This is a genomic window from Paenibacillus sp. LHD-38 (genome assembly GCF_031157315.1).
Classification (GTDB): Bacteria; Bacillota; Bacilli; order Paenibacillales; family Paenibacillaceae; genus Pristimantibacillus.
Genome location: NZ_JAVIFU010000038.1, coordinates 19,742 through 42,712 on the forward strand (window position 1 = coordinate 19,742; position 22,971 = coordinate 42,712).

At 45.2% G+C, this 22,971-nt stretch carries 22 protein-coding genes and 1 other annotated feature; all 22 genes read left to right on the plus strand.

The annotated features are described in order from the left end of the window. Nucleotides 1-280 precede the first annotated feature (280 nt). The 22 genes from rpmG (at nt 281) to rplW (ending at nt 22,962) form a co-directional block, all read left to right on the plus strand. The gene (rpmG, locus tag RCO25_RS25270) at nt 281-430 is read left to right on the plus strand and encodes a 50S ribosomal protein L33 (RefSeq protein ID WP_015847242.1); all 150 of its coding nucleotides are present in this window, start codon (nt 281-283) and stop codon (nt 428-430) included. 18 nt (nt 431-448) lie between these two features. Then, a complete protein-coding gene (gene secE, locus RCO25_RS25275) occupies nt 449-658 on the plus strand; it encodes a preprotein translocase subunit SecE (protein WP_028609673.1) in 210 nt (69 codons plus the stop codon). Nucleotides 659-682: 24 nt separating this feature from the next. Beyond that, entirely contained in the window at nt 683-1,216 is a 534-nt protein-coding gene (gene nusG / locus RCO25_RS25280; RefSeq protein ID WP_053373884.1) for a transcription termination/antitermination protein NusG, read from the plus strand. A 122-nt stretch (nt 1,217-1,338) separates the two neighbouring features. Beyond that, nucleotides 1,339-1,764: a 50S ribosomal protein L11 gene (rplK, locus tag RCO25_RS25285; RefSeq protein ID WP_028609671.1), complete on the plus strand. Its 426-nt coding sequence runs from the start codon at nt 1,339-1,341 to the stop codon at nt 1,762-1,764. A 100-nt stretch (nt 1,765-1,864) separates the two neighbouring features. Further along, entirely contained in the window at nt 1,865-2,557 is a 693-nt protein-coding gene (gene rplA / locus RCO25_RS25290) for a 50S ribosomal protein L1 (protein WP_308998880.1), read from the plus strand. A 12-nt stretch (nt 2,558-2,569) separates the two neighbouring features. Beyond that, nucleotides 2,570-2,734: a sequence feature (ribosomal protein L10 leader region), on the plus strand. Between the two features lie 57 nt (nt 2,735-2,791). Beyond that, the gene (gene rplJ, locus RCO25_RS25295; protein ID WP_308998881.1) at nt 2,792-3,295 is read left to right on the plus strand and encodes a 50S ribosomal protein L10; all 504 of its coding nucleotides are present in this window, start codon (nt 2,792-2,794) and stop codon (nt 3,293-3,295) included. A 91-nt stretch (nt 3,296-3,386) separates the two neighbouring features. After that, entirely contained in the window at nt 3,387-3,746 is a 360-nt protein-coding gene (rplL, locus tag RCO25_RS25300; protein ID WP_141503793.1) for a 50S ribosomal protein L7/L12, read from the plus strand. Nucleotides 3,747-3,971: 225 nt separating this feature from the next. After that, nucleotides 3,972-4,583, plus strand: a complete 612-nt coding sequence (locus tag RCO25_RS25305; RefSeq protein WP_308998882.1) for a class I SAM-dependent methyltransferase — start codon at nt 3,972-3,974, stop codon at nt 4,581-4,583. 372 nt (nt 4,584-4,955) lie between these two features. Then, the gene (gene rpoB / locus RCO25_RS25310; RefSeq protein ID WP_308998883.1) at nt 4,956-8,504 is read left to right on the plus strand and encodes a DNA-directed RNA polymerase subunit beta; all 3,549 of its coding nucleotides are present in this window, start codon (nt 4,956-4,958) and stop codon (nt 8,502-8,504) included. Between the two features lie 95 nt (nt 8,505-8,599). Beyond that, complete coding sequence (gene rpoC / locus RCO25_RS25315) at nt 8,600-12,226, plus strand: DNA-directed RNA polymerase subunit beta' (RefSeq protein WP_308998884.1); 3,627 nt, start codon at nt 8,600-8,602, stop codon at nt 12,224-12,226. A 246-nt stretch (nt 12,227-12,472) separates the two neighbouring features. Next, entirely contained in the window at nt 12,473-12,703 is a 231-nt protein-coding gene (locus RCO25_RS25320; protein ID WP_308998885.1) for a ribosomal L7Ae/L30e/S12e/Gadd45 family protein, read from the plus strand. A gap of 257 nt (nt 12,704-12,960) precedes the next feature. Further along, entirely contained in the window at nt 12,961-13,383 is a 423-nt protein-coding gene (rpsL, locus tag RCO25_RS25325; protein WP_053373892.1) for a 30S ribosomal protein S12, read from the plus strand. 66 nt (nt 13,384-13,449) lie between these two features. Continuing rightward, a complete protein-coding gene (gene rpsG, locus RCO25_RS25330; RefSeq protein ID WP_028609662.1) occupies nt 13,450-13,920 on the plus strand; it encodes a 30S ribosomal protein S7 in 471 nt (156 codons plus the stop codon). A 29-nt stretch (nt 13,921-13,949) separates the two neighbouring features. Further along, nucleotides 13,950-16,025: an elongation factor G gene (fusA, locus tag RCO25_RS25335; protein WP_308998886.1), complete on the plus strand. Its 2,076-nt coding sequence runs from the start codon at nt 13,950-13,952 to the stop codon at nt 16,023-16,025. A gap of 113 nt (nt 16,026-16,138) precedes the next feature. Next, nucleotides 16,139-17,329: an elongation factor Tu gene (tuf, locus tag RCO25_RS25340; protein ID WP_053373895.1), complete on the plus strand. Its 1,191-nt coding sequence runs from the start codon at nt 16,139-16,141 to the stop codon at nt 17,327-17,329. Nucleotides 17,330-17,645: 316 nt separating this feature from the next. Continuing rightward, the gene (locus RCO25_RS25345; RefSeq protein ID WP_308998887.1) at nt 17,646-18,692 is read left to right on the plus strand and encodes an ABC transporter substrate-binding protein; all 1,047 of its coding nucleotides are present in this window, start codon (nt 17,646-17,648) and stop codon (nt 18,690-18,692) included. Nucleotides 18,693-18,799: 107 nt separating this feature from the next. Further along, nucleotides 18,800-19,702: an ABC transporter permease gene (locus RCO25_RS25350; protein ID WP_374992163.1), complete on the plus strand. Its 903-nt coding sequence runs from the start codon at nt 18,800-18,802 to the stop codon at nt 19,700-19,702. Continuing rightward, the gene (locus tag RCO25_RS25355) at nt 19,702-20,496 is read left to right on the plus strand and encodes an ABC transporter ATP-binding protein (RefSeq protein ID WP_308998889.1); all 795 of its coding nucleotides are present in this window, start codon (nt 19,702-19,704) and stop codon (nt 20,494-20,496) included. Before RCO25_RS25350 ends, RCO25_RS25355 begins: the two co-directional genes overlap by 1 nt. A gap of 547 nt (nt 20,497-21,043) precedes the next feature. Then, nucleotides 21,044-21,352 carry a 30S ribosomal protein S10 gene (gene rpsJ, locus RCO25_RS25360; protein WP_017692074.1) on the plus strand — a complete coding sequence of 103 codons (309 nt, stop codon included), beginning with the start codon at nt 21,044-21,046 and terminating at the stop codon, nt 21,350-21,352. Nucleotides 21,353-21,393: 41 nt separating this feature from the next. After that, complete coding sequence (rplC, locus tag RCO25_RS25365) at nt 21,394-22,017, plus strand: 50S ribosomal protein L3 (RefSeq protein ID WP_138756286.1); 624 nt, start codon at nt 21,394-21,396, stop codon at nt 22,015-22,017. 28 nt (nt 22,018-22,045) lie between these two features. Further along, a complete protein-coding gene (rplD, locus tag RCO25_RS25370; RefSeq protein WP_053373899.1) occupies nt 22,046-22,669 on the plus strand; it encodes a 50S ribosomal protein L4 in 624 nt (207 codons plus the stop codon). Further along, entirely contained in the window at nt 22,669-22,962 is a 294-nt protein-coding gene (rplW, locus tag RCO25_RS25375; RefSeq protein WP_053373900.1) for a 50S ribosomal protein L23, read from the plus strand. The genes rplD and rplW overlap by 1 nt, the downstream gene beginning before the upstream one ends. Nucleotides 22,963-22,971 lie beyond the last annotated feature (9 nt).

Sequence of the window (22,971 nt, forward strand, 5' to 3'; positions counted from 1 at the left end):
TGTCTTCCATCTGGCGGTGTCCAGGTGGAATATAGGTCCTTTCTGTTTTAAATGGGCTTAAGTAGACTATAATGGTAGAAACGAGCCCGATGCTCTTGTGATTACCAGTTTTTCGCAGGCTTGACACTTATCTTTTACATTGACATCAAAATTGCTGTATGATAAAGTGTTTAGGTAGGCCTAAAATCGAGGTTTTTTTTCGTTTTGGCGTTGGAATCAATGAACTTCCAAATAGAGCTTCATGATTCGTATTTTGTAGCAGTTCGGGAGGTGTAATTCAATGCGGGTAATTATCACGTTGGCATGCACAAACTGCAAACAGAGAAACTATGCGAGCAGCAAGAACAAACGCAATCACCCCGACCGCATCGAGTTGAAGAAGTTTTGCAAGTTCTGTAACGAGCAGACTCCTCATCGCGAGACGAGATAGTCAATTGGAGGTGTGAACGTGGCATTTTTGGCTAAACTAAAGCAAAGCTTTGGTACAACGTTTAGTTTTTTTGCCGACAGCTGGGCGGAACTTAAGAAGGTTCGCTGGCCAAGCCGTAAAGAGTTGACAAGCTATTCGATCGTAGTTTTGCTCACGATCACGTTTGTAACGATTTACTTCTGGCTTCTTGACATCGGGATCTCGTCTCTGGTTGAACTCATTGTTTAAGAAGGGTCCAAAGGTGGATTTGTGATGGAAAAAAGATGGTACGTCGTGCATACCTACTCAGGTTATGAGAACAAGGTGAAAGCCAATTTGGAACGCCGTGTTGAATCAATGGGCATGGAAGACAAAATCTTTCGTGTGCTTGTTCCTATGGAAGATGAAGTGGTAGAGAAGGACGGTAAGAAGAAGACTGTCCAACGTAAAGTCTATCCCGGCTATGTTCTTGTGGAAATGGTTCAAACCGACGATTCATGGTACGTTGTTCGTAATACGCCTGGCGTAACTGGATTCGTAGGATCAACAGGTTCCGGTTCAAAACCGATTCCTCTTTTGCCTGATGAGGTTGAGCAAATTCTCAAGCACATGGGCATGGAAGAACCAAAACCGAAAATCGAGTTCGATCTGAAGGAAACGGTTCGCGTCAAAGTAGGTCCTTTCGCAGATTTTGTTGGTACAGTAGAAGAAATTTTACTGGACAAAGCGAAGTTGAAGGTTCATGTAAACATGTTTGGCAGGGAGACCCCACTGGAGCTGGATTACACTCAAGTGGAGAAGATATAATATCTGGTTTCTAAAGCCCACCTGGGTTAAACCGGTGGAGGTTTGGACGCGAAGTGGCAATGCCTCTTCTAAAGTGGCATATGCTATTTACGCATGGAATAAAGGGTTAGGAGGTGTCCGTCATGGCAAAGAAAGTCATCAAGATGGTCAAACTGCAAGTTCCTGCAGGTAAAGCAAACCCAGCGCCGCCGATCGGTCCAGCACTTGGTCAAGCAGGCGTTAACATTATGGCGTTTTGTAAAGAGTTTAATGCTCGTACAGCAGATCAAGCAGGCTTGATTATTCCAGTCGTTATTACAGTGTTCGAAGACCGTTCTTTTACTTTCGAAACAAAAACGCCACCGGCAGCAGTATTGCTACGTGTCGCAGCTGGTATCGAAAAAGGTTCAGGCGAACCGAACAAGAAAAAGGTCGCTACTGTGAAACGTGACAAAGTTCGCGAAATCGCTGAGCAAAAAATGCCGGATCTTAACGCGGCTTCTGTTGAAGCAGCAATGCGTATGGTTGAAGGTACTGCTCGCAGCATGGGCGTAACTATTGTTGACTAATACCGCGAGGTAGCTTGCTTTGCGAAGCTTCGGCTTTCGCGAGTGGGAGGATCATCCTTAGGAGGATTTTCCGCTACAACCACATAAGGAGGAAATTACAATGGCTAAACAAGGTAAAAAATATCTAGAAGCTGTTAAGCTTATTGACAGCGAAGCAACATACGAGCCTTTGGAAGCGATCGAGCTTGTGAAAAAGGCAGCGACAGCTAAATTCGACGAGTCCGTTGAAGTAGCAGTTCGTTTGGGTGTTGACCCGCGTAAACAAGACCAAGCCGTTCGTGGCGTAGTTGTACTACCACACGGAACTGGTAAAACAAAACGCGTTCTCGTTTTCGCAAAAGGCGAAAAAGTGAAAGAAGCGGAAGCTGCGGGTGCTGATTTTGTCGGCGATGCAGACATGATTAACAAAATCCAACAAGGCTGGTTCGAATTCGACGTTTGCGTAGCAACGCCGGACATGATGGCTGAAGTTGGTAAACTTGGACGTATCCTCGGCGGTAAAGGTTTGATGCCTAACCCTAAAGCAGGAACAGTAACGTTTGACGTTGCTAAAGCCGTTCAAGAAATTAAAGCCGGTAAGATTGAATACCGTCTTGATAAAGCAGGTCAAATCCATGCTCCAATCGGTAAAGTATCATTTGATGCTGAGAAACTCAACGAGAACCTCAAATCATTGATCGATGCACTTAACCGTGCTAAACCGGCTGCTGCAAAAGGTATTTACCTGAAAAACATCGCCGTTTCTTCAACAATGGGCCCTGGCGCTCGTGTTTCTACAGCGGTTTATCGCTAAGAAGAACGGAACTAAATTCGAATACGCATACCGTAGACAGTAGGTGCCATAAGGCTTAATTTCCTACCGAGGTGTTATGATAAAACGTTTGTAAGCAACATTCGACCTTTCTGGTTGATGCGCGATAACGACATCATGGCCTTCGCAGTGTCTGCGAAGGCCTTTCTCATGCATCGAGGCGTGGAAAGCCCGTCGTAATTAACGGAATGTATACTATTACGGGAGGTGTACAGTTTGGCTAACGCAAATATCATCCAAGAGAAACAAGAGGCAGTTGCCGTAATCGCGGCGAAAATTGCTGCTAGCTCCAGTACAGTTGTAGCTGACTATCGTGGATTGAACGTTGCGCAAGTTACTGAACTTCGGAAACAGCTTCGTGAAGCAGGTATTGAATTCCAAGTTCTTAAAAACTCGCTCGTTCGCCGCGCAACTGAAGGTACGGATTTCGTAGAATTGAATAACATTCTTACAGGTCCTACTGCAATTGCATTCGGTAAAGAAGACGCTGTTGCTCCAGCTAAAATTTTGAACGATTTTGCTAAGAAAAACGATGCTTTGAAACTTAAAGGCGGCGTTGTTGAAGGTAAAGTCGTATCTCAAGAGGAAATTAAAGCTCTTGCGGAACTTCCGTCTCGCGAAGGTTTGCTCTCTATGCTCCTCAGCGTATTGCAAGCTCCAGTGCGCAACTTCGCGCTTGCAGTTAAAGCAGTCGGTGAAAAGCAAGAAGCTGGCGTTTAATTTCAGTCTCAAGTCACTAACAGCATTGAACCGGTGCAAACCGGCTGTATGATAAACAAAAAAAATAAACCATATTCCCGGAGGTATAATCATGTCTAAAGAACAAATCTTAGAAGCGATTAAAGTTATGAACGTTCTTGAACTGAACGAGCTGGTTAAAGCAATTGAAGAAGAATTCGGCGTAACTGCAGCAGCTCCAGTAGCAGCAGCAGGTGCTGGCGCAGCTGTTGAAGCTGAGCAAACTGAATTCGACGTTATCCTTAACGGCGCTGGCCCTTCGAAAATCAACGTAATCAAAGTAGTTCGCGAAATCACAGGTCTTGGCCTGAAAGAAGCGAAAGACTTGGTTGACAGCGCTCCTAAAGCTGTTAAAGAAAAAGTTGCTAAAGAAGAAGCAGAAGCAGTTGCAGCTAAGCTTACTGAAGCTGGCGCTTCCGTAGAAGTTAAGTAGTATTGTTTTAACAAAATAAGCTGATCATGCGATTGAACGATGAGTCGGCTGGCGAGCCCCTTGAATCCGTCAGGTTTCAAGGGGTTCGTTGTATGTTAAAAGATAAGAAGGTATAAGTGAATATCTTATACCTTCTTATCTTTCAACGCGAAGCTTGCCTTCTGCCATGGCTTGGTAATTGCATGCTGCGTGAAGGCGCATTGGAAGAACGGGGAGTGATGAATCATGTCGAATCACTATTACTCACAGAGCCCAGATGTGAAACATAATCGTCAAGTTCACGAAGTTTCTCTTCGAGGCTTTTCCTTCCGTTTTATGACGGATGCAGGCGTATTCTCGAAATCGGGTGTCGATTATGGGAGTCAGGTGTTGATTGACGCGTTGGAACTAAGCGCAAACGCGAAGGTGCTTGATGTCGGCTGCGGTTACGGCCCAATTGGTTTAACATCAGCAAAGCTCGCTGATCAGGGTCGAGTAACGATGATTGATATAAATGAAAGAGCGGTAGAACTTTCGAAAGAAAACGCGAAGCTTAATCAGATTTCGAATGTGACTGTTTTACAAAGCGATTTATTTGAAGCGGTTAAAGAAATGAAATTTGATGTCATCGTAACCAATCCTCCGATTCGTGCTGGAAAATCAGTTGTACATCGCATTTTCGAAGAAGGCTTTGGTTTGCTTGAGCAAGGCGGCAGTATGTGGGTTGTAATTCAGAAGAAGCAAGGCGCACCTTCCGCGAAGGCAAAGCTGGAGTCTTTGTTCGAAGAGGTAGAAGAAGTAACGAAGGACAAGGGCTACCGTATTTTCCGAGCTGTAAAAGGTTTGTTAAATAAGTAAAAAGATGTTTTGAAAATATCTTTGAAAACAGAAGAAAAATTATTGACTTGACATTTTAGATATGGTAAAATTATAAAATGTCAGCATTAAATTGGGCTCGATCTCTTTAGTTAACTAAAATGTCAAGTGTGAATTTTAAGCGCGGAATGCATAAGTATTACACATTTGACGTATAATGTTTACGTTTTGGGTAAAATTATTTGATATGAGACTATCACGGCCGCGCTGTGATTGGTTAGCTGCCGGAACATGCTCTTTTTTCGAACTATTCGATAAGGGCTTTTCTTTATTTGACTATATAGACGGCTGGTCCGTTTATAGTGACGCAGTGATTATCGATGCTGTGATACAGACATGAGGGGTGAGGTTAAGTTGGCAGGACAACTTGTTCAGTATGGTCGGCGCGCGCGCAGAAGCTACGCCAGGATCAACGAGGTGCTGGAAGTCCCGAACCTGATTGAAATCCAACAAAAATCGTATGAGAAGTTTTTGGATAGCGACTTGATTGAGTTGTTCCAAGATATTTCTCCGATTTCGGACTTTACGGGCAATCTATCGCTTGAGTTTATCGACTATAGCTTAGGCGAGCCGAAATATTCGGTCGATGAATCAAAAGAGCGCGACGTGACGTATGCGGCTCCTTTACGCGTTAAGGTACGACTTTTTAACAAGGAGACCGGCGAAGTAAAGGAACAAGAAGTTTTCATGGGTGATTTCCCGCTTATGACAGAGACAGGCACGTTTATTATTAACGGGGCTGAGCGTGTCATAGTTAGCCAATTGGTTCGATCCCCGAGTGTGTACTTCAGCACGAAGGTCGATAAAAACGGGAAGAAAAATTACACAGCGACGGTTATTCCTAACCGTGGCGCTTGGTTAGAGCTTGAAACAGATGCGAAAGACATTATCTACGTTCGTATTGACCGGACCCGGAAAATACCGGTAACGGTACTTTTGCGTTCGTTAGGCTTTGGTACTGATGCTGAAATTCTTGAGCTGCTGGGGCATGATGAGTACATTCGCAACACGCTAGACAAAGATAACACGGATTCCACGGAGAAAGCGCTGATTGAAATTTATGAGCGTCTTCGTCCGGGCGAGCCTCCGACTTTGGATAACGCGAAGAGCTTGCTTGTTGCTCGCTTCTTTGACCCGAAACGTTATGACTTGGCCAATGTAGGCCGTTACAAAATAAACAAAAAACTCCATATCAAGAACCGTTTGTTTAATCAGCGCCTTGCGGAAAATTTAGTTGATCCTACGACTGGCGAGATTATCGCTGAATCGGGACAAATGATTGACCGTCGTTTGCTTGATGAAATACTCGAGAAGCTTGAAAAGGATGTTGGGTTCAAAACGTATCATGTTGCTAATGGCGTTTTGGATGCTGATAGTATTCCACTACAAACGATCAGCGTATTCTCGCCATATGACGAAAGCAAAGTTATCAAGGTAATTGCCAATGGCATTATTGATAAATCCGTGAAGCATATTACGCCTGCGGATATCATTTCTTCCATCAACTACTTTATTAACTTGCTGCACGGCGTTGGCAGCACGGATGATATCGATCATCTAGGGAACCGTCGTCTTCGTTCTGTAGGCGAATTGCTTCAAAATCAATTCCGTATTGGTTTATCTCGTATGGAGCGCGTTGTGCGCGAGAGAATGTCCATTCAAGACGCGAATGCGATTACGCCGCAAGCGCTAATCAACATTCGGCCGGTCATTGCATCTATAAAAGAGTTCTTCGGCTCCTCGCAGCTGTCCCAGTTTATGGACCAAACGAATCCGCTTGCTGAATTGACGCATAAGCGTCGTTTATCCGCACTCGGACCCGGCGGTTTGACTCGGGAACGCGCGGGCTTTGAAGTTCGTGACGTCCATCACTCCCACTATGGGCGGATGTGTCCGATCGAGACGCCAGAGGGCCCGAATATCGGTTTGATCAACTCCTTGTCTTCTTTTGCCCGCATTAACGAATATGGCTTCATTGAAGCGCCATACCGTTGGGTAGATCCGAAGACTGGAATTGTTACGGAGCAAATTGCGTATTTGACTGCTGACGAAGAAGATAACTACGTAATCGCGCAAGCGAATGCGAAGCTGACTCCGGAAGACAAGTTTGCAGAAGAGAATACGATCGTTCGTTACAATAAACAAGCCGATAACATTTTGACAATGCCTAGCGATCGCGTTGACTACATGGACGTATCACCAAAGCAGGTTGTATCCGTTGCGACAGCGTTAATTCCATTCTTGGAAAACGATGACTCCAACCGTGCCCTCATGGGATCGAACATGCAGCGTCAAGCGGTACCGCTTCTTATCCCGAGATCACCGCTTGTTGGTACGGGTATGGAACATAAGGCAGCGAAAGATTCCGGCGTTTGTATCGTTGCGAAACATGACGGTATAATCGAACGTTCTTCCGCTAATGAAATTTGGCTTCGTCGCGTTGAGCAAATCGATGGCAAGCCGGTTACAGGTGACTTGGTAAAACATAAGCTACACAAGTTTATGCGTTCTAACCAAGGAACGTGCATCAACCAGCGTCCACTTGTGCGTAAAGGCGATGTAATTAAAAAAGGTGATATCCTTGCAGACGGTCCTTCCACTGAAAAGGGCGAATTGGCTCTTGGACGCAACGTAGTCGTTGCTTTCATGACGTGGGAAGGCTACAACTATGAGGATGCGATCCTGCTTAGTGAAAAACTTGTGAAAGAGGATGTTTATACATCCATTCACATTGAGGAATATGAGTCTGAAGCCCGTGATACGAAGCTTGGACCGGAAGAAATCACTCGCGATATCCCGAATGTCGGCGAAGAAGCTCTTCGCAATTTGGATGAGCGCGGCATTATTCGTGTCGGCGCGGAAATTGGCGCTGGCGATATACTCGTTGGTAAAGTAACGCCGAAGGGTGTTACGGAGCTGACTGCGGAAGAAAGATTGCTGCACGCTATTTTCGGCGAGAAAGCTCGTGAAGTTCGTGATACATCGCTACGCGTACCGCATGGTACGGACGGTATCGTTGTTGACGTGAAAGTATTTACCCGTGAGAACGGCGACGAATTGCCGCCTGGCGTTAACCAATTGGTGCGTGCCTACATTGCTCAAAAACGGAAAATTTCCGAAGGTGACAAAATGGCCGGACGTCATGGTAACAAAGGGGTTATCGCCCGTATCATGCCTGAAGAAGATATGCCTTTCCTACCGGATGGCACACCTGTAGAGGTTGTTCTTAACCCGCTCGGGGTTCCGTCGCGGATGAACATCGGTCAGGCACTTGAAGTCCACTTGGGTATGGCTTGTAAGCATCTCGGCATTCATGCCGCTACGCCTGTATTTGACGGCGCGCGTGAGAATGACGTTTTCGATACGATGGAAGAAGCAGGCATGCAGCGTAACGGTAAGACCGTACTGTATGACGGACGGACAGGCGAAAACTTCGAACGTGAAGTTACGGTTGGTGTCATGTACATGATCAAACTGGCTCACATGGTCGACGATAAAATCCATGCCCGTTCAACTGGTCCTTACTCACTTGTTACACAACAGCCGCTCGGTGGTAAAGCACAGTTCGGTGGACAACGTTTCGGGGAGATGGAGGTATGGGCGCTTGAAGCATATGGCGCTGCATACACGCTTCAAGAAATATTGACGGTTAAATCCGATGACGTGGTTGGTCGTGTGAAAACGTACGAATCCATCGTCAAAGGCGAAAACGTACCAGAACCAGGTGTTCCGGAATCGTTTAAAGTTTTGATCAAAGAGCTTCAAAGCTTAGGTATGGATGTTAAAATCCTGTCTGAGAACGAAGAAGAGATCGAAATGAAGGAAATGGACGATGAAGATGAGGCGACGGGCGATAAGCTCAACCTCAATATAGAAGGTGCCGAAGTCGGCGCTGCTGAATAAACTAGTTGCTGGATTCCGTCACATGGTCACGCGCCTATGACGGAATCTAGCTGATTAGATAGACATTGTCATACATGACGGAGGAGGGTTGCTCCTTGTTGGACGTGAACAACTTCGAGTATATGAAAATCGGTCTGGCATCGCCGGATAAAATTCGCTCGTGGTCCCGCGGAGAAGTTAAAAAACCGGAGACGATCAACTATAGGACCTTAAAGCCGGAGAAGGAAGGTCTCTTCTGCGAGAAAATTTTTGGACCTACAAAAGACTGGGAATGTCATTGCGGTAAATACAAACGTGTACGCTATAAAGGTGTCGTTTGTGATCGCTGTGGCGTTGAAGTAACTCGCGCTAAGGTTCGCCGTGAGCGTATGGGTCACATTGAACTGGCTGCTCCAGTTTCTCATATTTGGTATTTCAAAGGGATTCCAAGCCGTATGGGTCTTGCACTAGATATGTCGCCTCGTTCGCTTGAGGAGATCATTTATTTTGCATCCTATGTGGTAACAGACCCTGGTGATACGCCGCTTGAGAAAAAACAACTCCTTTCGGAGAAAGAATACCGCAGTTATCGGGAGAAATACGGGTATGGATTCCATGCCGGTATGGGTGCTGAAGCTGTTAAAAAGCTTTTGCAAGATATCGACGTTGACAAAGAGCTTGAGCAATTGAAGGAAGAACTGCGTACGGCTCAAGGGCAACGACGCAACCGTGCGATTAAACGCCTTGAAGTCGTAGAAGCATTCCGTAATTCCGGTAACGAGCCGGAATGGATGATTCTAGACGTGCTTCCGGTCATTCCTCCTGAGCTTCGTCCGATGGTACAGCTTGATGGCGGTCGTTTTGCGACTTCTGACCTTAATGATCTGTATCGCCGTGTTATTAACCGTAACAACCGTCTGAAGCGTCTGCTTGATCTTGGCGCTCCTGATATCATCGTGCAAAATGAAAAACGGATGCTGCAGGAAGCGGTTGATGCTTTGATCGATAACGGTCGTCGCGGTCGCCCTGTAACAGGTCCTGGTAACCGTCCGCTTAAATCCCTCAGCCACATGCTGAAAGGTAAGCAAGGGCGTTTCCGTCAGAACTTGCTCGGTAAACGGGTTGACTACTCTGGTCGTTCGGTTATCGTTGTAGGTCCTAACCTCAAAATGTTCCAGTGCGGTCTCCCGAAGGAAATGGCACTTGAATTGTTCAAGCCTTTCGTTATGAAAGAGCTTGTTAATAAAGGCTTAGCACATAATATCAAGAGTGCGAAGCGCAAGGTTGAACGCGTAAGCCCAGAGGTTTGGGATGTTCTTGAGGAAGTTATCAAGGAACACCCGGTACTGCTTAACCGTGCCCCGACGCTGCATAGACTAGGTATTCAAGCATTTGAGCCTATTCTGGTTGAAGGTCGCGCTATTAAGCTTCATCCGCTCGTTTGTACAGCTTATAATGCTGACTTCGACGGTGACCAAATGGCCGTTCACGTTCCGTTGTCTGCAGAAGCACAAGCAGAAGCACGTTTGCTCATGCTGGCATCAGGCAATATCCTTAACCCGAAAGACGGCAAGCCAGTCGTTACTCCTTCACAGGATATGGTTCTAGGAAGCTTCTACTTAACGATGGATAACAAAGAAGCTAAAGGCAGTGGTTCCGTATTCGGTACCATTAACGAAGCGATCTCTGCTTACCAACGTGGTATTGTTTCCTTGCACGCTAGAATTTTCATTCCAGTGCGTGTACTCAAAAAAGTTAATTTCACTGAGCAACAACAAAACTCGCTACTCGTAACTACGGTTGGTAAAGTTATCTTCAACGAGATTTTCCCTGAAGATTTCCCTTATATCAACGAAGCAACGAAAACGAACTTGTTGCACGGTACACCTGATAAATATTTCGTTTACGAAAAAGGTGCCGATCTTCCTAAATTTTTGGATGCAATCGACACGCCAGGCGCGGTAGGTAAGGATTATCTCGCATTAGTCATTGCGGAATGCTTCCGTCAATACCACACCACGCTTACTGCGATGCTTCTTGACCGTATTAAGCAGCTTGGCTTTACTTACTCGACTAAGGCTGGTATCACGATCGGCGTATCAGACGTTATCATCCCGAAAGAGAAAGACGAAATCATGAAACGCTCCGATGAGAAGGTTTCTACCGTTATGAATCAATACCGCCGTGGTTTGATTACAAACGAAGAGCGTTATGACCGCATCATCAGCATTTGGAGTAAATGTAAAGACGAAATCACCGATGTTCTTATGAAATCGATGGATCGTTACAATAACATCATGCTCATGGTGGACTCCAAAGCACGGGGTAACAAATCTCAAATTACACAACTTGGCGGTATGCGTGGTCTGATGGCGAATCCATCCGGTCGTATCATCGAGTTGCCAATTAAATCAAACTTCCGTGAAGGCCTTACTGTACTCGAGTACTTTATCTCGACTCACGGAGCGCGTAAAGGTTTGGCGGATACAGCACTTCGTACAGCCGATTCCGGTTACCTGACACGTCGTCTAGTCGACGTGGCACAAGACGTGATCGTGCGTGAAGATGATTGCGGTACGGACAAAGGGTTCTCCGTTAGCAAAATTCAAGATGGTAAAGAGGTTATTGAAGATCTCTATGACCGTATTGAAGGACGTTATGCGTTTGAAACGGTTCGTAATCCAAAAACAGGCGAAATCATTGTTAACCGCAGCGAGCTTATTGATTCCAATAAAGCCGATGCGATTATCGATGCTGGCGTTGAAAAACTGCAAATTCGTTCCGTACTGAGCTGCCGTGCTCGTCATGGCGTATGTAAGATTTGTTACGGACGTAACCTTGCTACTGGTAAACACGTTGAGATTGGTGAAGCGGTTGGTATTATCGCAGCTCAATCCATCGGGGAGCCAGGAACACAGCTGACTATGCGTACGTTCCATACGGGCGGCGTTGCCGGCGATGATATTACACAAGGTTTGCCGCGTATCCAGGAGTTGTTTGAGGCGCGTAATCCGAAAGGTCAAGCGATTATCTCCGAGCTTGACGGTGTAATTAAAGAAATTCGTGAAGCTAAAGACCGTCGCGAAATCGAGGTTCAAGGCGAAGCGGAATCCAAAGTGTATGCTGTTACTTATGGTTCGCGTATCCGCGTAACGCAAGGTCAACAAATCGAAGCCGGCGATGAGCTGACTGATGGTTCAATTGACCCTAAAGATATGCTGCGCATCAAAGGTATCCGTGGCGTTCAAAACTACATTTTGCAAGAAGTACAGCGCGTTTACCGGAACCAAGGGGTAGAGATCAATGACAAGCACGTCGAGGTCATGATTAAGCAAATGCTCCGTAAAATCCGTATCGTAGACGCAGGCGGTACGACTCTGCTTCCTGGCGCTTTTGTTGACATTCATGAATATGAATCTCAAAACCGCGCTGCGATTTTTGCAGATCTCGAACCAGCTGTCGCAAAACCGGTTTTGCTCGGTATTACGAAGGCATCGCTTGAGACAGATTCATTCTTGTCAGCAGCTTCCTTCCAAGAAACAACTCGCGTATTGACTGATGCGGCTATCAAAGGCAAAGTTGACCAGTTGCTTGGACTCAAGGAAAATGTTATTATCGGTAAGTTGATTCCAGCAGGTACTGGAATGGCTCGTTACCGCAACATTCGCTTTGCTGGACTAGAAGATGAAGCTACTACTGTAGTTGAAGGTGAATTGGAAACGGAAGCCGTTACTGTCGACTAGTTGACAGTATCGGATCATGTTTTATAGCCGGAAGCTAAACAATATCGAAGGAGCGTTATATCTTCCGCTTCATTAGGAAGCGGAAGATGATCGCTCTTTTGCATGTTTACAGTGAGAATTTCATTAACAAAATGTTTGCAAATGAATATCCTTGAAGTTTCTTGACACAAGCACAGTATAGGTGTTAATATATCGAAGTGTGCCTAATTGTGTGATCGCTGAATGGAAGAATTGAAGGTGATTTTCATGCAATTCAAAGTCGGCGCAAAGCAGACGACCAAGATGCTCGAGCAGCAAAGGGCCATTGAAGTCTATGTTGCACGAGATGCAGATCCGCAGATGAAAGAGAGAATTGTTCATCTATGTGAGCGGGCGGGAGTTCCGGTTAAATGGATCGATACGATGGATGAGCTTGGGGAAACCTGTGGCATCGATATCGGGGCCGCAATGGCAGCGCTCGTAACCGAAGAAGAATAACGCAATAGCCGTTTTTGTTAGTTGATTATTTAACGATGATTGACTGGCGAGAACTTTTGTTTGTTCTTTTATGAACCGCCTGGATCTGTGGGCTTAATTTTAGGTAAAATGTCTACCATACAAGCGTATACGGCTGTTGCCGTCTTTTGGTGGAAAGAGTTCGTTGCGCAAAAGAAATATAAGTAGATTTATAAACAATCAGCTTTATAAATGCTTATATTTTCAAAAGACATGAATATAGGGAAGGGGGTGGCAACATGCCAACAATTAACCAGCTAGTCCGTAAAGGACGCCAAGCGAAAGTCGTTAAATCGAAATCGCCGGCATTGCAAAAAGGTTTCAACGCATTGAAACGTGAAGCTACAAACATCAGCGCTCCTCAAAAACGCGGTGTGTGCACTCGTGTAGGTACAATGACTCCTAAGAAACCGAACTCCGCGCTTCGTAAGTATGCGCGTGTACGTCTAACTAACCGCGTAGAGGTTACAGCGTACATTCCGGGTATCGGACACAACCTGCAAGAGCATAGCGTTGTATTGATTCGTGGCGGACGGGTAAAAGACCTTCCAGGGGTTCGTTATCATATCGTTCGTGGCGCACTTGATACTGCAGGTGTTAATAACCGTAACCAATCTCGTTCGAAATACGGAACGAAACGTCCGAAAGTTAAAAAATCATAAGTATAACCCTAACGGGTCATTGAAATGCTAGAAATAGCGACTATTAGAAGAAAGGGGGACTTTCTCATGCCACGCAAAGGTCCTGTAACGAAACGCGATGTGCTTCCAGATCCGTTGTATAACAGCAAACTGGTAACACGCCTAATCAACCGCATTATGCTTGACGGTAAAAGAGGCGTTGCACAAACACTATTGTATGATGCTTTCAAACTGATTCAAGAACGCACGGGTAAAGATCCGATGGAAGTGTTCGAAGCTGCTTTGAAAAATATTATGCCAGTACTTGAGGTTAAAGCACGCCGTGTCGGCGGTGCAAACTATCAAGTGCCTATCGAAGTTAAACCAGAGCGCCGTACGGCACTTGGTCTCCGTTGGCTCGTGAACTACTCACGTAACCGCGGTGAGAAAACGATGGAAGAGCGTTTAGCTGCTGAAATCACAGATGCATCCAATAACACTGGCGCAGCTGTTAAAAAGCGCGAAGACACTCACAAAATGGCTGAAGCAAACAAAGCATTCGCCCACTACCGCTGGTAGGATTCTAACATTCGAGAGGAGACCATTTTATGTCAAGAGAGTTCTCCTTGAACAATACGCGTAACATTGGGATCATGGCGCATATTGATGCTGGTAAAACTACTACAACTGAACGGATCTTGTTCTTCACGGGCCGTACCCACAAAATCGGAGAAGTGCATGAAGGTGCAGCTACGATGGACTGGATGGAACAAGAACAAGAGCGCGGTATTACGATTACGTCTGCCGCGACAACCGCTCAATGGAATGGACACCGCATCAATATTATCGACACCCCGGGACACGTTGACTTCACAGTAGAAGTTGAGCGTTCCCTGCGCGTTTTGGACGGGGCCGTTGGAGTTTTCAGTGCGAAAGAAGGAGTCGAGCCACAGTCCGAGACTGTATGGCGTCAAGCTGACCGTTACAACGTTCCGCGGATCGCATACGTCAACAAAATGGACATCATTGGTGCTGACTTCCTAAACGTTATCAAAGATATGCGTGAGCGTCTTCAAGCAAACGCTGTTGCCATTCAAATTCCGATTGGCGCTGAGTCTGACTTCGTCGGCGTTATCGATATCGTTGAACGTGTAGCGTATAAGTATAAAGACGACACAGGTAAAGATCCTATTCAAGTTGAAATTCCTTCGGAGTATGCTGACCAAGTGGAAGAGCTTCGTACGGAATTGATTGAAAAGGTAGCAGAGCTTGACGAAGAGCTGACAATGAAATATCTGGAAGGCGAAGAAATTTCAATTCCAGAAATCAAAGCAGCGCTACGTAAAGGTGTTTGCGAAGTTAAAATCTTCCCTGTAATCGTTGGATCTTCATACCGCAATAAAGGTGTTCAATTGATGTTGGATGCGGTTGTCGATTATCTTCCATCTCCTCTTGATGTACCTGCAATCAAAGGTACGCTTGAAGACGGAGAAGAAGGTGAACGTCCATCATCCGATACTGAGTCTTTCTCAGCATTGGCATTCAAAATCATGACGGATCCTTATGTAGGTAGATTGACTTTCTTCCGTGTGTATTCAGGAATTCTGAAATCCGGTTCTTATGTTCTTAACTCAACTAAGGGCAAACGCGAACGGATTGGACGTATTCTTCAGATGCATGCGAACGCTCGTCAAGAGATTTCTGAAGTTTATGCAGGCGATATCGCTGCAGCAGTTGGACTTAAAGATACTACGACAGGGGACACTCTTTGCGACGAGAAGAACATTATCATTCTTGAATCAATGAACTTCCCTGAGCCAGTTATCTCGGTTGCTATCGAACCAAAAACGAAAGCTGACCAAGACAAACTAGGTATCGCTATTTCCAAGCTGGCAGAAGAAGATCCTACTTTCCGTGCACATACGGACGAAGAAACAAACCAAACGATTATTTCTGGTATGGGTGAGCTTCACCTTGAGATTCTCGTTGACCGTATGTTCCGTGAATTCAAAGTTGAAACGAACGTTGGTAAACCGCAAGTTGCTTACCGCGAAACGTTCCGTGAAGCTGCGAAGGTTGAAGGTAAGTTCGTTCGTCAGTCTGGTGGTAAAGGTCAATTTGGTCATTGTTGGGTTGAATTCTCACCACTTGAACCAGGTACAGGCTTTATTTTCGAGAACAAAACAGTTGGTGGATCAATTCCTCGTGAATTTATCGCTCCTATCCAGGCTGGTATCGAAGAGTCAATGAAGAACGGTGTAGTAGCCGGCTTCCCGCTCGTTGATGTCAAAGCTGTTGTTGTTGACGGATCTTACCATGATGTTGACTCCTCGGAGATGGCGTTTAAAATTGCAGGTTCGATGGCGCTTAAAGCTGCCAAAGAAAAATGTAAGCCAGTTCTTCTTGAGCCAATCATGAAGGTAGAAGTTACTGTTCCTGAAGAGTACATGGGCGATGTTATGGGTATGCTTAACTCCCGTCGTGGTCGTATCGAAGGTATGGATACTCGTGCCGGTGCACAAATTATCCGTTCCAAGGTACCTCTCTCCGAGATGTTTGGTTATTCCACAACACTACGTTCCGGTACACAAGGACGCGGCGTATTCTCCATGGAGCTTTCTCACTATGAAGAAGTTCCAAAATCAATCTCTGAAGAGATCATTGCTAAGAACAAAGGCGAGTAATCGCATTTGTCCTTCTAAACCATTTGCTTTTGGCCGTCACCTAAGTTTGCTTGCAAACCAGTTGCCGGCCCACACATAAAAAATTCATGATATATTGAGGAGGCTCAAGTTCAATGGCTAAGGCTAAATTTGAACGTAACAAACCGCACGTTAATATCGGTACTATCGGTCACGTCGATCACGGTAAAACGACTTTGACTGCAGCTATCACAACTGTACTTTCCAAAAAATACGGCGGTGCAGCAATCGCATTCGACCAAATCGATAAAGCTCCAGAAGAGCGCGAGCGCGGTATCACGATCTCGACAGCTCACGTTGAGTATGAGACGCCAGCTCGTCACTACGCACACGTTGACTGCCCAGGTCACGCCGACTATGTAAAAAACATGATCACTGGTGCTGCTCAAATGGACGGAGCTATTCTTGTAGTATCCGCTACTGACGGTCCTATGCCACAAACTCGTGAGCACATCTTGCTTTCGAAACAAGTAGGCGTACCTTACATCGTTGTATTCTTGAACAAATGCGACATGGTTGAAGACGAAGAGCTTCTTGAATTGGTAGAAATGGAAGTTCGTGACCTTCTTTCCGAGTATGAGTTCCCAGGCGACGACACTCCGATCATTCGTGGTGCAGCTCGTGAAGCTCTTGCTAACCCAGAAGGCCCTTGGGCTGAAAAAATCATCGAGCTCTTCGAGCAAGTTGATACTTACATCCCAACTCCTGAGCGCGACACAGCTAAGCCTTTCCTTATGCCTGTCGAGGACGTATTCACAATCACTGGCCGTGGTACAGTTGCTACTGGTCGCGTAGAGCGTGGCGTTATCAAAGTCGGCGACGAGGTGGAAATTATCGGTCTTGCTGAAGAATCCCGTAAGTCCGTAGTAACAGGCGTTGAAATGTTCCGTAAATTGCTTGACTCCGCTCAAGCAGGGGACAACGTAGGTGCATTGCTTCGTGGTGTAGACCGCAGCAACATCGAGCGTGGACAAGTTTTGGCTAAACCGGGTTCGGTTAAACCACACACTAACTTCACTGCACAAATCTACGTTCTTACAAAAGAAGAGGGTGGCCGTCACAAGCCTTTCTTCACAGGCTACCGTCCACAGTTCTACTTCCGTACAACTGACGTAACAGGTATCATCAACCTGCCAGAAGGCACTGAGATGGTTATGCCTGGCGACAACATCACTGTAACGGTTGAGCTTATCGCTCCAATCGCTGTTGAAGAGGGAACTCGTTTCTCTATTCGTGAAGGCGGCCGTACAGTAGGCGCTGGCGCTGTAGCTTCTATCCAAAAATAATTGATGGCGGCTTAGCCGCTGTGAATAACAAAAGCCCTCACTTCGGTGAGGGCTTTTGATTTTTTTATTTTTTTGTGGGATTCGACGCGTAATAGCTCTTTGCTTATTTTTACTAATAACTTATGATTGACTGCATACTCTAGCACATTTAATATTAGGGAATAGTATGTAAAGGTCGTCCAAGCTCGTTAAGATTCAGTCACTCACGTATAGGCATAAGCTTTAATGAGAGAAAGCGATGATGCTTTGCTGTATATGATTAATCCCTAAAGGGCTTCATTTCAAGACGACTTATATGATGAGAGGGGTTTAATGAATGAACAGAAAGTTTTGGCTTACGCTGGCATTGGCTTCGTTTATGGTTGTAACGGCGGCATGCGGTGCGAATTCAGGAAAAACGAATAATGAGAATAAAGGTAATACTGCAGGCTCTGGCAATACGGCTGAAAAAACGTATACGATCGCTGTATCACAAATCGTAGAACACCCGTCGCTTGATGCAACATACGACGGTTTTGTCGCTGCCCTTAAGGATGCAGGAATCGAAGAAGGAAAAAACCTGGAAATCGATTTCAATAATGCACAAGGCGATTCCGCTAATATTAAAACCATTTCTCAAAAAATCGCCAATAGCAAAAGTGATCTAGCTTTAGGTATTGCAACGCCTACAGCACAAGCTCTTGCAGATGACGTAAAAGACATGCCGGTATTGTTTGCGGCTGTAACAGATCCTATTGATGCGGGTATCGTAACGCAATTGGAAGCGCCAGGCGGCAATATTACAGGTGCATCGGATACAAATCCAGCTGCGATTACAGAAACAATGGACTTTATTGCTACTCAAATTCCTAATGTTAAGAATGTTGGTCTTATTATAAATGAAGGTGAGCAGAATGCGGTTATTATGGGTGACATTGCGGAGAAAGCACTTGAGAAGCATGGCATTAAGCTGATCAAAGCCTCTGTAGCAAATTCCTCTGATGTGAAGCAGGCCGCAGATTCACTAGTCGGCCGTGTTGATGCGCTCTATATCACGTTAGATAATATGGTTGTTACCGGCGCTGACGCGATTATCGAAGTGGCCAACGAAAATGATATTCCATTTTTCTCAGCGGATCGCGATACCGTTGAAAAAGGTGCTTTTGCTGCTGTAGGTTTCAAATATTATGACCATGGTTATGAAGTTGGACAAATGGCAGTAGAAATTTTGAAAAACGGCAAGAACCCGGGCGAGATGAACGTAACGGTTCCACAAAAGCTTGATTTCATTTTCAATATGAAAGCAGCTGCTGAGCAAGGCATTTCAGTTACAGACGAGATGAAAGCTCTTGTTAAAGACCAAGAAAACAACATTATTGAGTAACTTCTAAAGATTAGCTCAAAATAAAACGAATCATGTACACATGGGGTGATCGGGCTACTCGTTCACCCCCTTGTTATGAAAAGGAGGGATGTCATTTGTTCGCATCAATGCAAGGAGCTGTGGAGAGCGGGTTATTGTATGCGCTTATGGCTCTTGGAGTATATATAACATTTCGAATACTTGATTTTCCGGATTTAACGGTGGATGGAAGTTTTACAACAGGTGCAGCTATCGGTACGGTGATGACCGTTAATGGAACAGAGCCGTGGCTTGCAGTTTTATGTGCTTTTATAGGTGGTGCTATAGCGGGTACCTGTACGGGTCTGCTGCATACAAAAGGTAAAGTTAATGGACTTTTATCCGGTATTATTATGATGATTGCATTGTACTCCATTAATCTAAGAATTATGGGTAAGCCGAATTTATCATTAAGAGGACATGACAATCTTTTTGAAAACGTACCGACGCTTGCGGTTATGATTGTGTTTGTTGTGATTGTAAAGCTTGTGCTCGATTTATTTTTCCGTACCGATATCGGTTTGAGTCTACGGGCTACCGGTGATAATTCGCGCATGATTCGCAGCTTTGGCGCTAATACCGATATTACGACGATTTTCGGCATTGCTTTGTCTAATGCGCTTGTTGCGACATCTGGGGCATTGGTAGCACAGTACCAAAAGTATGCTGATAACAGCATGGGCATCGGTATGATTGTGATCGGTCTTGCGTCGGTAATTATCGGTGAAGCGATCTTCGGAGCGAAAACAATATTCAGAGCGACATTAGCAGTTGTGCTTGGATCTATTATTTATCGGATTATTTATGCGTTCGCACTTCGTGTAGAGTGGTTAGAAGCATCGGATATGAAGCTGATTACGGCTATTATTATTATTTTTGCATTGGTTGTTCCTTCTGCCCGCAGAGTGTGGAAGCAAAAAAATATTGCACGGAAACGAACGACTGAAATGCTTGCTGCATTAGATAAAGCACAACCGGGAGGTGGGCGCTAATGTTGGAAATCGCAAAAGTGTCCAAGCTGTTTAACCCCGGCACGGTAGATGAGAAAACGGCGCTAGTTGGCGCTAACCTTACCATGAAGCCAGGAGACTTTATAACGGTGATCGGAAGCAACGGCGCTGGTAAGTCGACATTAATGAATATCATATCAGGCGTAATGAAACCAGATGCCGGAGAAGTTCGGATCGATGGTCAAAATATAAGCCAGCTTACCGAATACCAACGCAGCCGCTGGATTGGACGCGTATTCCAAGATCCAATGGCAGGCACTGCGCCGCGCATGTCGATTGAAGAGAATTTGGCTATTGCTTATGCTCGCGGTAAATCACGTGGATTCTCATTTGGCGTGACACGGGCAAGACGTGCGATATTCAAGCGAGAGCTTCAGCGCCTCGGTATCGGCTTAGAAAATCGGCTGGGTGCAAAAGTAGGCATGTTGTCAGGCGGTGAGAGACAAGCTCTGAGCCTTCTTATGGCTACTTTTACAAGACCGCAGATTCTTTTGTTGGATGAACATACTGCAGCGCTTGACCCTTCAAGGGCAGAGCTCATTACGAGTTTGACGGAAAGCCTTGTACGTGAAATGAAATTGACAACACTGATGGTCACTCACAATATGGAGCAGGCCATTCGTCTTGGCAACCGTCTCATTATGATGGATAAAGGGCGTATTATTCTTGATGTGCCTGAAGATCGCAAAAAAGATCTTACTGTTGAGCAGCTGCTTGGCGAATTCGAACTAATCAGCGGGAAGAAGCTTGCAGATGACCGCATTGTATTAGGATAATTCGATCTCGTTCGATTTGCTATGTATCAATTAACGCAACGACCTGTGGTCGTTGCGTTTTGTATGTTGGCGTTATTTGGCGGTGTCATTTCGGCCAGATGCTGTATATAATCATTAAGGGCCCATTAAGTCCGTTGTTATAAAAAGCTATGTTCTAAAACATTGTAATAAGGGACATAATGGGCCGTATGTGGCTTAGGTTATAGAATTCAATTTGATTTAGATGTGTTTCTTCTATAAAAAATGTTCCTAAGCTTTGTTTGCTGGTATTGATGAGCTTATCTGTAACAGAAAGTGTTGCGGTGATAAATAATTGCTTTAGATTTCAATTTATAGTGTGTAACAACCAGAATTAACGAGTTTATAATGTTCTTAAATTTAATGTTGCAATTGCCTATTAGATTCGGTATAATATTGACTGTTGGTCTGACGTTGCGATGATGTGAGAGGTTGCCGACACACCCGGCCCCTTTGCCATGGGGCATGTGCAGGGTTTTCTTACGGAGTATGTCCGATAATAAATTGGGCGAAAGAAGGAGGGACTTATATGGCAAAGCAAAAGATTCGTATCCGCTTGAAAGCATACGATCACAGAATTCTTGATCAATCCGCAGAGAAAATCGTTGAAACTGCAAAACGTTCCGGTGCAGGCGTATCCGGGCCGATTCCGTTGCCAACGGAAAAGCAAATCATCACCATTCTACGTGCGGTACACAAGTACAAGGATTCCAGGGAGCAATTCGAACAACGCACTCATAAGCGTTTGATCGACATTGTAAACCCAACGCCGCAAACGGTTGATGCGTTGATGCGCTTGGATTTACCATCCGGTGTAGATATCGAAATCAAACTGTAATATCAGCATATGCGATCATAGAAAGGAAATGAGGTGTCAACATGAAAGGTATCTTAGGAAAAAAACTTGGTATGACTCAAGTGTTCACTGCTGAAGGTAACGTTGTTCCAGTAACGGTTATCGAAGCTGGACCTTGCGTAGTACTTCAGAAGAAAGACCAAGAGAACGATGGCTACGAAGCTGTTCAGTTCGGTTTCTCTGACAAGAAAGAAAGCAGATCGAACAAGCCAGAAGCTGGTCACGCTAAAAAAGCTAACGCAACACCTAAGCGCTACGTTCGTGAAATTCGCGGAATTAACCTGGGTGATTATGAAGTTGGCCAAGAAGTGAAAGCTGACCTATTCACAGAGGGCGAATTCGTTGACGTAACAGGTATTTCAAAAGGTAAAGGCTTTGCCGGCGTTATCAAACGTTGGGGACAAAGCACGGGTCCTATGTCTCACGGTTCCCGTTACCACCGTGGACCAGGTTCGATGGGTTCTATCCAAGCGAACCGTGTACCGAAAGGCAAACGCCTTCCAGGACATATGGGTCACGAAACAATCACGATCCAAAAACTTGAAGTTATCCGTGTAGATGTAGAACGTAACGTTCTTCTAATAAAAGGTTCGATTCCGGGCCCGAAAAACGGATTCGTAAAAGTTAAACAAACAGTTAAGAACTAATTGCTCTTAAAGAAAGGAGGAACAGGATATGCCTAAAGTAACAGTATATAACGTGAGCGGCGCGCAAGTGGGCGAACTAGAACTGGCTGAAACGGTTTTCGGTATTCAACCAAATGTTCATGTTTTGCACAGTGCTGTTGTTAATCAACAAGCATCTGAACGCTTCGGTAATCACAAAACTAAAGGACGCTCCGAAGTACGCGGCGGCGGTCGTAAACCTTGGAAACAAAAAGGTACTGGCCGTGCTCGTCAAGGTAGCATTCGCTCCCCGCAATGGGTTGGCGGCGGTGTTGTATTCGGACCGACTCCACGCTCATACGGATTCAAGCTTCCTAAGAAAGTTCGTCGTCTAGCGATTAAATCAGCATTGTCTTCGAAAGTGATCGCAAACGAAATTATCGTTTTGGATCAACTGACATTTGCAGCTCCTAAGACGAAAGAATTCGCAGCAATCCTAAGCAACCTTAAAGTTGGCCGTAAAGCTCTTGTAGTAACGGCTAATTACGAAGATAACGTAGCATTGTCTGCTCGTAACATCCCAGGTGTTAAATTCGTTGCAGCTGACGGCATTAATGTTCTGGATGTATTGGTGCATGACAACCTTATCATCACTAAAGAAGCAGTAGAGAAAGTACAGGAGGTGCTTGCGTAATGAAAAATCCACGCGATATTATCAAGCGCCCGGTTATCACGGAACGTACGAGCGATTACATGGTTGATAAAAAGTATGTGTTTGAAGTAGATCTTCGTTCAAACAAAACTGAAATCAAACTTGCAATTGAGCAAATCTTTAAAGTAAAAGTAACCGGCGTTAACACAATGCGTGTTGCGGGTAAACCAAAACGTTATGGTAAACATAGCGGATACAGACCGGATTGGAAAAAAGCGATCGTTCAACTGAGCGCTGACAGCAAAGAACTTGAATTCTTTGAAACGTCTGTTTAGAAAAGGAGG